Annotated in this window: 6 protein-coding genes; 4 read left to right on the forward strand and 2 right to left on the reverse strand. The window is 42.1% G+C overall.

The genetic code is table 11. From position 1 onward, the window contains the following. Positions 1-279: 279 nt before the first annotated feature. Positions 280-1674: a PhoH family protein gene (locus tag H5185_RS06150; protein WP_182741611.1), complete on the reverse strand. Its 1395-nt coding sequence runs from the start codon at positions 1672-1674 to the stop codon at positions 280-282. Positions 1675-1998: 324 nt separating this feature from the next. On the opposite strand from H5185_RS06150, the gene rapA reads away from it, so the two are divergent. Further along, the gene (rapA, locus tag H5185_RS06155) at positions 1999-4905 is read left to right on the forward strand and encodes an RNA polymerase-associated protein RapA (protein ID WP_182741612.1); all 2907 of its coding nucleotides are present in this window, start codon (positions 1999-2001) and stop codon (positions 4903-4905) included. A gap of 117 nt (positions 4906-5022) precedes the next feature. Then, positions 5023-5898: a DUF3530 family protein gene (locus H5185_RS06160; protein ID WP_182741613.1), complete on the forward strand. Its 876-nt coding sequence runs from the start codon at positions 5023-5025 to the stop codon at positions 5896-5898. 35 nt (positions 5899-5933) lie between these two features. Here H5185_RS06160 and H5185_RS06165 read toward each other — a convergent pair whose 3' ends face one another. Next, entirely contained in the window at positions 5934-6740 is an 807-nt protein-coding gene (locus tag H5185_RS06165) for a crotonase/enoyl-CoA hydratase family protein (protein ID WP_182741614.1), read from the reverse strand. A 434-nt stretch (positions 6741-7174) separates the two neighbouring features. On the opposite strand from H5185_RS06165, the gene H5185_RS06170 reads away from it, so the two are divergent. Next, on the forward strand, positions 7175-8170 hold the full coding sequence (locus tag H5185_RS06170; RefSeq protein ID WP_124015119.1) for a response regulator: 996 nt from the start codon (positions 7175-7177) through the stop codon (positions 8168-8170). 15 nt (positions 8171-8185) lie between these two features. Next, on the forward strand, positions 8186-9142 hold the full coding sequence (locus H5185_RS06175; RefSeq protein WP_182741615.1) for a sensor domain-containing diguanylate cyclase: 957 nt from the start codon (positions 8186-8188) through the stop codon (positions 9140-9142). Positions 9143-9202 lie beyond the last annotated feature (60 nt).

Consider the following 9202-nt stretch of genomic DNA (forward strand, 5'->3'; position numbering starts at 1 on the left):
TAACCACCCTTGATACAGCGTAAAAAAAGACCCGCTGTCGAACGAATAACACCAAAAAATTCGGTAATATAAAACTATTGATTATGATATCAGGAACATAAGCTCAAGCACATGTATTAATAGCCCAAGGGACTTGCCTAACCTGCGGCCAGTAAACATCACAAACCTTAAGACTTATTTAAAAGAGTGATAATACATAAGGTTATCCAATGTAACCTTATGTATGTATGAGAATATCAGCTTCTTTGGTGCAGATAACGCTTTCTATTGGTTAACCGATTACAGATGCTCCTCAGCAAATTCAGCTAATCGTGAACGAACCACACCATTGAGATAAATATTAGCGCTGCCTTCAAAGTCTTTAAAACGCTCGACTATGTAGGTTAAGCCTGACGTCACTGCGGTTAAGTAAGTCGAATCTATTTGGGCTAAATTACCACTGCAGATCAGCTTAGTACCCTCACCCATTCGAGTGATCATGGTCTTAATTTGTGATGCGGTGAGGTTTTGGCATTCATCTAAAATGACCACTGAGTTTTGAATCGAGCGACCACGCATAAAGTTAATCGACTTAAATTGAATGTTGGCCTTTTCCATTATGTAGTTCACGCTGCCGCTAGGGTTAACATCATTTTTGTGGAGCACTTCTAAGGTATCGGTAATTGCAGCTAGCCAGGGAGTCATCTTCTCTTCCTCGGTGCCAGGTAAAAAACCTATCGACTCAGCAATTTCGGGGGTGTTACGAGTTACAATGATTTTGTCGTAACGTTTACGCTCAACCACCAGCTCTAATGCAGCCGCCATGGCTAATAGTGTTTTACCGCAGCCAGCGGGCCCCGTAAGAATAATCAGTTCGATGTCAGGATCCAGCAAGGCATCAAGTGCCATGCCTTGATAAATATTCTTCGGTTTAACCCCCCAAGCTTGATGATGCAATAAGCGATCGCGGCCACGATCAATGATCTCTAGGTATTGATCTGTTTTACTGGCAACACGGCCGCAAAAATCGGAACTGTCGTCAATTAAATACTGATTAAGATAAAAGTTTTCATTACCAAGATGCTCCAATGGTACTTGATGAACCGTATGGCGGTCTTTGCGATCGGTAGAGACTTTATCGATATTTTGCCAAAAATCACCTGGGAACTGGTAAAAGCCTTTAGCAAGAAAGCGCACATCATCAATCAATTGATCAGTACGATAATCTTCTACTCGCTCAATACCCGCGCCTTTGGCCTTTAAGCGCATGTTAATGTCTTTGGTAACGAGCACTACGGTGCGGGGAAAATGAAGTTTTTGTAGATGCAGCGCGGTATTAATAATGCGGTTATCGTTATTATCGCCCGGGAGTGAGCCGATAATAAATTCTATTTGATGATCAGGAAAAATCGACAAATGCCCTGATACCTCAGCATGCTCCTCGCGTGTAGGTAATGGAACGCCTTTTAAAATTTGCTCCGGAGTAGTGGGTCCCCCCAAAATATCTTCTAATGCTCGTATGGCAACCCGAGCATCACGACTCACATCTCGCTTCCTGTCCTTAATACTGTCGAGCTCTTCTAACACAGTCATGGGAATAATTACGTCATGTTCTTTAAACGAATATATCGCTAAAGGTTCATGCAGTAACACGTTGGTATCCAGTACAAACAACTTTTTGTCGTCTTGTTGCATGGTGCCTCCAGAGTGCTCTCAATGAATAGAATCAGTATCACTTAGCTAAACGTATAACATTAAAGGGATAATTAAAGTCTTTATTGAAAACAGGCCATTGCCATAACAATGCTGCCTTCATAAAATATGCCACTGGCTGAAGAAAAACTCAATGTCATCATTAACGCCTTTGTTTCACACTATGACGTCAATGTGACGCTAACATGTCAAGATGGTGTGAAAATGAACATCTACACGATAAATCAATGCTAGAATTTCAATCTGGATGGGTTTGGTTTAACATACGCCCCCTTTTTTGTTTCACGCAATAAATGAGAGTAGAAGATGCCGTTTGCCTTAGGTCAACGCTGGATAAGTGATACCGAGTCAGAACTCGGATTAGGAACAGTCGTTCAAGTTGAAGGCCGCATGGTTACGCTGCTATTTCCTGCCACTGGAGAAAACCGGATGTTTTCTCGCAGTGAAGCTCCCTTAACCCGGGTTATTTTTAACCCCGGAGACACTGTCGAAAGCGGTGAAGGTTGGAGTATCACCATTGAAGAGCTTGAAGAAAAAAATCAATTGGTGATTTATCACGGGATCCACAGCGAAACCAAAGAAAAGGTCAGTCTTCGTGAGACGATGCTGAACCACAATATTCGTTTCAATAAGCCCCAAGACCGTTTATTTGCTGGCCAAATTGATCGCTTAGAACGCTTTGGTGTACGTTACCAATGTCAGTTATTACGCCACAAATTAGCCACATCAGACTTACTCGGTCAGCAAGGCCCACGAGTTGGCTTAATTGCTCATCAACAATGGATTGCTCATGAAGTCGGTAGTCGCTATGCGCCGCGAGTATTATTGGCCGATGAAGTAGGGTTAGGTAAAACCATTGAAGCGGGTTTAATTATTCATCAGCAGTTACTCACAGGTCGTGCTGAACGCATTTTAATTATCGTACCCGATACGCTACGTCACCAGTGGTTAGTTGAAATGTTACGTCGCTTTAATTTACGTTTTTCAGTGTTTGATGAAGATCGTTGTGTTGAAGCTTATGCCGACAATGATAATCCGTTCTATACCGAACAATTGGTTATTTGTTCACTTGATTTATTGCGTAAGAAAAAACGTCTTGAACAAGCTGTCGATGCCGATTGGGACTTAATGGTTGTCGATGAAGCTCACCATCTAGAATGGTCAGAAGATGCGCCAAGCCGTGCCTATAAAATCGTTGAAGCGTTAAGTGAAGTCGTTCCTGGCGTATTGCTCCTTACCGCGACCCCTGATCAACTGGGTCATCAAAGCCACTTTGCCCGTTTACGTTTGCTCGATCCAGATCGTTTTTATGACTACGATGCTTTTTTAGCAGAAGAATCAAGCTATAAAGATGTCGCGCAAGCCGCTGAAGCATTAAGTAAAGACAGTAAATTACCCGACAGCGCCATTAATAGCTTAACCGAATTGCTGAGCGAAAAAGACATCGAGCCAAGTATCCGCTTGATCCAGTCAAAGGATGTTGATGCCGAATCACAGCAAGCGGCACGTCAAGAATTACTGCAAGAATTACTCGATCGTCATGGTACCGGCCGCGTTCTTTATCGTAACAGTCGCGCCTCAGTGAAAGGCTTTCCTAAGCGTTTGTTTAATGCCTACCCACAAGACATGCCAGCACAATACGTTACCGCGGAACGTGTCAATGCCATGATGGGCAGCGCCAAACAACCACAAGATAAAGCCGCTCAGGCATTGAGCCCTGAAAAACTGTATCAAGCTTTTGAAAGCGACAGTGCCAGTTGGTGGAAATTTGATCCTCGAGTAGATTGGTTAATTGAGTTTTTAAAGTCTCACCGCAGTAAAAAAGTACTGATTATTGCCAGCCAAGCTGAAACGGCTTTAAGTCTTGAAGAAGCATTACGTACTCGCGAAGGTATTCAGGCAACGGTTTTTCATGAAGAAATGTCGATTATTGAACGTGACAAAGCCGGGGCGTATTTTGCTCAAGAAGAAGGCGGTGCTCAGGCATTAATTTGTTCTGAAATCGGTTCTGAAGGTCGCAATTTCCAATTTGCTAGCCACCTAGTACTGTTCGATTTGCCGCTTAACCCTGACTTACTAGAGCAGCGGATTGGCCGTTTAGATCGTATTGGTCAGCTAAACGATATTCAAATTCATTTACCTTACCTGCGCGATACCGCCCAAGAAAGGTTAATGCGTTGGTATCATCAAGGATTAAATGCGTTTGAACTCACTTGCCCGAGCGGACATGTGTTATTTAACGAATTTGCTGATGAGCTGATTAACGTGCTGTGCGACGATGATGAAGAGGTAATGACCCAATTACTCAATCATACTCAGCATCGCTACAAAGAGCTTAAGCAAGCAATGGAGCAAGGCCGCGATAAACTGCTAGAGATCAACTCTCATGGCGGCGAGCGTGCTAATGCGTTAATTAAACGCTTGTCAGACAGTGATAATGATACCCATCTAATCGGTTCAGTGATCCGTTTATGGGACATTATTGGTGTTGATCAAGAAGATCGTGGTGAAAACTCGATTATCTTGCGCCCTAGTGAACACATGATGTTCCCAACGTATCCTGGACTGCATGAAGATGGCATCACAGTCACCTTCGATCGCACCACGGCGTTGGCACGTGATGACATTGCCTTTATTTCGCAAGAGCACCCTTTAGTGCAAACTGGCTTAGATTTAATCACCGGCTCAGATACCGGCACCACCAGTGTGGCCATTCTAAAAAATAAGGCGTTACCTGCAGGTACCCTGTTTTTAGAATTGATTTACATGGCCGATGCTTCGGCGCCAAAGGCGAGTCAGCTGTACCGTTATTTACCACCCACTCCTATTAGAGTGTTGCTGGATAAAAATGGCTTAAACATGGCAGACAAAGTGGATTATGCCAGCTTTGATAAGCAACTTAGTGCGGTTAACCGTCATATTGCCAGTAAGCTTGTTAATGCATCGCAGCCTATTTTGCACCCTTTATTGGCAAAAGGTGAAGAGTTTGCCAAGCAATCGCTAGCACAGTTAGTGGTCGATGGCCGCGCTAAAATGACTCAGCAACTCACTGGCGAATTAGAAAGACTAGAAGCCTTAAAAGCAGTGAATCCGAACATTCGTGAAGACGAACTAGAATATATTCGTAATCAAATGGTCGAATTAACGGGTTACATGGACAACAGTCAATTACAGCTTGATGCGATACGTATGGTGCTTGTTAGCCACGTATAACGCTTAACTCGTTGTAGCAATAATGTCGTGTAAAAAATGCCCTGTTTATCAGGGCATTGTTTTTACTCATCGTTATACATTAAGCTAATCATATTAAGTGTTTTTTACTGAGAGGTTATGGTGCAATTAGGACGACTAAGTCTGTTATTAATCGTAACAGTAAGCTTATTAATGGCCATGGCGAGCGTAAAAGCGCAGCAACCTTATGCTTACCTATCTGCTGATGAAATAAAATTTATCACTATTGACGGTAAACAAAGTGAGATTCTGGTCCGGTCTTGGCAGAGTAAAAAACACTTTGGCTCTGCGGTGATTGTGGCCGCGTCAGACACAGATGCAGATGCCGCGGGTTTAGCCAGCTATCTGCGGACTAATATTAATAGCCTAGGCTGGGCGAGTATTAGCCTCACACCAGCAAAAGGCTTATATCGACCAAACTATGCCACTAAACCTGAAGAAATTACTAAAGCAGGCACAGAACAATTACAATTAAGTAGTGACAAAAGCATTCCTAAATATGAATCATCTCAGTTACTTGAACTGAGAAATTTTCAACAAACCAATCTAAATGAAGCCCTAAATCAATTACCCGCAACCACCAGTTTATTCCCAGGCGGAAAGATTATGATTGTGCTTGATGACAGCGCTGGCATGATCATCAATTTGCTCTATGAAAAAAAAATTCCTACGCCAGATGTACTGGTCATCATCAACCCTTATCGCGAGTACGAATATTTAATCGATCCGCAAAGTCAGCGTAAATCAATTGCCGAGCAATTAGTGACTATGTCGATTCCAATACTCGATATTCAATCGGCTGATGCACACCCTAATTCGATTGAACAAGCCCCTACTCGACTTAATTACAATCAAGTTAAACCGGCTCGATACTATCGCCAATATCAGATGAGTTTAGATTTAAGCAATGCTAGTGGCTGGGAAGAAGCCCTGAACCAAATTGAAGGATTTTCCCGAACCGTTATCGGTAGATAGTTATTGCATTGATACATTAATGCTAATCGATTTACTTACCACCAAGACTGACGAACGCGATAGGCCTTATGTGGATTTTTAGTTTGTCTAATCGCAGCAATCACCCGGTTTTTCCCCAATAACAATCGAATTTGGCTCAACGATTCCCTGGCTAATAAACTGCGTACAGAGGCACTCCAACTTTGATTGATACTGCGTTTAATGGCGGCATTGGCATCGGGCGAAGTACGCATAATTTTTTGAGCTAATGCCGTAGCATACTCATAAGCGTTATCACTTATATGAGTCACCAAACCTAGCTCAAGCGCTTGCTCAGCAGTTAAAATATCCGCGGTATAGGTCAACATCAACGCTTTGTCTTTCGGCATAATTTGTCTTAATGCCACCAAACCAGCCATATCTGGCACAAGCCCCCACTTTGCTTCCATTATCGACAACTTACAATGTGGCGTGGCAATACGAATATCAGCCCCTAAAGCTATTTGGGTGCCACCGCCATAACAACAGCCGTCTAACACCGCAATAACAGGAATCGGTAAACGCTGCCAGCCCAAAGACACCTGCTGAGCTAAGTTTGCATTACCTGGCAACCACTTAAATAATAGCTTCAAGGCACTGGTGGGTGAACTCGCCACACTCTTCACATCTAAGCCTGAACAGAAATTGCCTTCGGCGCCGGATAAAATCACCGCATTAATCTGTTTATCAACTCTGATCTGCTTAATAAGCGCATCTATCGCGGTAAACATCTCAACATTAAGCGCATTTATTTTACTGGGTCTGTTTAGGCAAACATGGGCAATACCATGCTCAACCCTGAACTTAATTAACTCTTTTTCCATAAAGCACCCTATTACTGGTCAGTCCAGTTTTTAGACTAACATATCTGGACTATCTGCCGAATAGTAATAACATGACAAATAAGCAGCATTGGTCAAAATGTTGCCACGCTTTATTTTGAACAATATTCCATTGAGTGTTAGCCTGATACAGTATTAATTTAGGCATAACCATCCAATCTTCATGCTTCTACACGAAATATAACGCCAGATTGATATGACATTGATGACATTGTGGTAACAGCTATACAAATGTTACCAACTTAATTAAATGTTAAAACTAAGTTATCAATATTGTAAGCAAATACGTATAATGAGCTAACGAACAAAAAATCGCTGTAAATAGTCTTATAATTATAACTATCCGCCTCATACCACTCGCGGTTGCATTAATGGGTGTTTTTTTCTTAAAGGCGAAATAAGGAAGACCAGCAACAATGACCATTCCAATATTAATATGCGACGACTCTGCACTCGCCAGAAAACAAATGGCAAGAACTCTCCCCAAAGACTGGGACGTTGAAATTAGCTACGCCACCAATGGTGCCGAAGGGCTTGAGGTCATTCGCGCAGGTAAAGGTGAGATTGTCTTTCTCGATCTCAACATGCCGGTCATGGATGGTTATGAAGTACTCCAAGCGGTACAACAGCAAGATTTACCCGCGTTGATTATTGTGGTGTCAGGTGATATTCAAATTAAGGCCCATGAGCGAGTCAAAGCTTTAGGTGCTCTGGACTTTATTCAAAAACCCGTTAGTGCAGAAGCTATCAGCCATATTTTGCAAGAGTACGGAATTTTAACCCTTACTCAGGGTAATAAAGCTGACGACACTCCAATGATGAAAGTTGATATGCGTGACGCATGCCAAGAAATCGCTAACGTCGCTATGGGTAGAGCCGCAGACTTACTCGCTAAACTTCTAGATGTATTTGTATTATTACCAATCCCAAATGTGAACGTGCTAGAAGTTAGTGAATTAACCATGGCCTTAAAAGCCACCGAGCGAAACTCAACTGTCTCAGGGCTGTGCCAAGGATTTATTGGTGCAGGAATCGCTGGTGAAGCGTTATTGCTGTTCCATGACTCTAGCTTTGAAGACATGGCCAAATTGATGGGCTTAGATAATCCAGAAGACATCACCACAGAAATAGAAGTGATGATGGATACCGGTAACGTGCTCATCGGAGCATTTCTAAATGGTATATCTGAACAACTTGACATGAAATTCAGTCAGGCACATCCGGTTGTACTTGGCAGACATTGCAGCGTCAATGAACTCATTCACGACAACTCAGACAAATGGCAACGAACTCTAGCGATGGAAATCAACTATCGAATCGAAGATTACAATATTCAATGTGATCTTTTGCTGCTGTTTACTGAAGACTCTATTCCTACGCTTAACTATAAGCTTGGCTACTTACTCGATTAATGTTGGATACTCTTTATGTCAAATGACCAAAGTGCGATGAATGAGCTTCACTGGCTAATCGATATGGTGCAAACCATTGAGGTAGGCTTAGTTGTGCTCGATCGCGACTATAATATCCAGCTTTGGAATGGTTTTATGGAAAACCACAGCGGCGTATCACCGAACTCCATTAAGGGTAAAAATCTGTTCGAACAGTTTCCAGATTTACAGGCTGATTGGCTGAAGAAAAAAATGGAGTCGGTATTTGTATTAAAAAATCGCACTTTTATTAGTTGGGAACAACGTCCATACGTATTTAAGTTTAAAAACTATCGGCCAGTAACGGGACGAGCAGATTTTATGTTTCAGAACATTACCTTACTGCCATTAGCTTCATTAACAGGGCAAATCACCCACATCAGTATTATTGTCTATGATGTAACCGATATAGCGGTAAATAAACTGCAATTAAAATCGGCCAATGAGCAACTGGAGCAATTAAGCCAAACCGATGGCTTAACCCAGCTACATAACCGTCGCCACTGGCAAGATTGTATGGAAAAAGAGTTTGATCGCTATTCACGTTACGGTGATGCGGCATCTTTAGTCATGATTGATATTGATAATTTCAAACTAATTAACGACAAGTATGGTCACCCTGCTGGCGATAAAGTTATCCAACATATCGCTTATCTGTTAAAACAAGCATTACGTGAAACCGACTGTGCCGGCCGTTATGGTGGTGAAGAGTTTGGCGTGGTGTTATCTAAAACCACAGCAGAAGATGCACTGAACTTTACCGAACGGTTACGAAAACGCATTGAAGAATCTGAAATAGCATTCGAAAATCGCCTGATAAAAGTCACTATAAGTATAGGGATTAATGATTTAGATTCAGAAATAGACAATAGCTCTACCTGGTTATCCGGTGCAGATAAAGCACTATATCTTGCTAAACAACAAGGTCGTAATCAAAGCGTTATTAATAAATAATAGGTTATCAATAATTGCTATTCAGCCATAAAAAAACGCTCATCCATGATGAGCGTTTTT

Source organism: Shewanella sp. SG44-6 (genome assembly GCF_014164185.1).
Taxonomy (GTDB): Bacteria; Pseudomonadota; Gammaproteobacteria; order Enterobacterales; family Shewanellaceae; genus Shewanella; species Shewanella vesiculosa.

Bases quoted from the DNA above. Each gene is read 5' to 3' on its own strand.
- H5185_RS06150 (WP_182741611.1), bottom strand. From the start codon at position 1,674: ATGCAACAAGACGACAAAAAGTTGTTTGTACTGGATACCAACGTGTTA.
- rapA (WP_182741612.1), top strand. From the start codon at position 1,999: ATGCCGTTTGCCTTAGGTCAACGCTGGATAAGTGATACCGAGTCAGAA.
- H5185_RS06160 (WP_182741613.1), top strand. From the start codon at position 5,023: ATGGTGCAATTAGGACGACTAAGTCTGTTATTAATCGTAACAGTAAGC.
- H5185_RS06165 (WP_182741614.1), bottom strand. From the start codon at position 6,740: ATGGAAAAAGAGTTAATTAAGTTCAGGGTTGAGCATGGTATTGCCCAT.
- H5185_RS06170 (WP_124015119.1), top strand. From the start codon at position 7,175: ATGACCATTCCAATATTAATATGCGACGACTCTGCACTCGCCAGAAAA.
- H5185_RS06175 (WP_182741615.1), top strand. From the start codon at position 8,186: ATGTCAAATGACCAAAGTGCGATGAATGAGCTTCACTGGCTAATCGAT.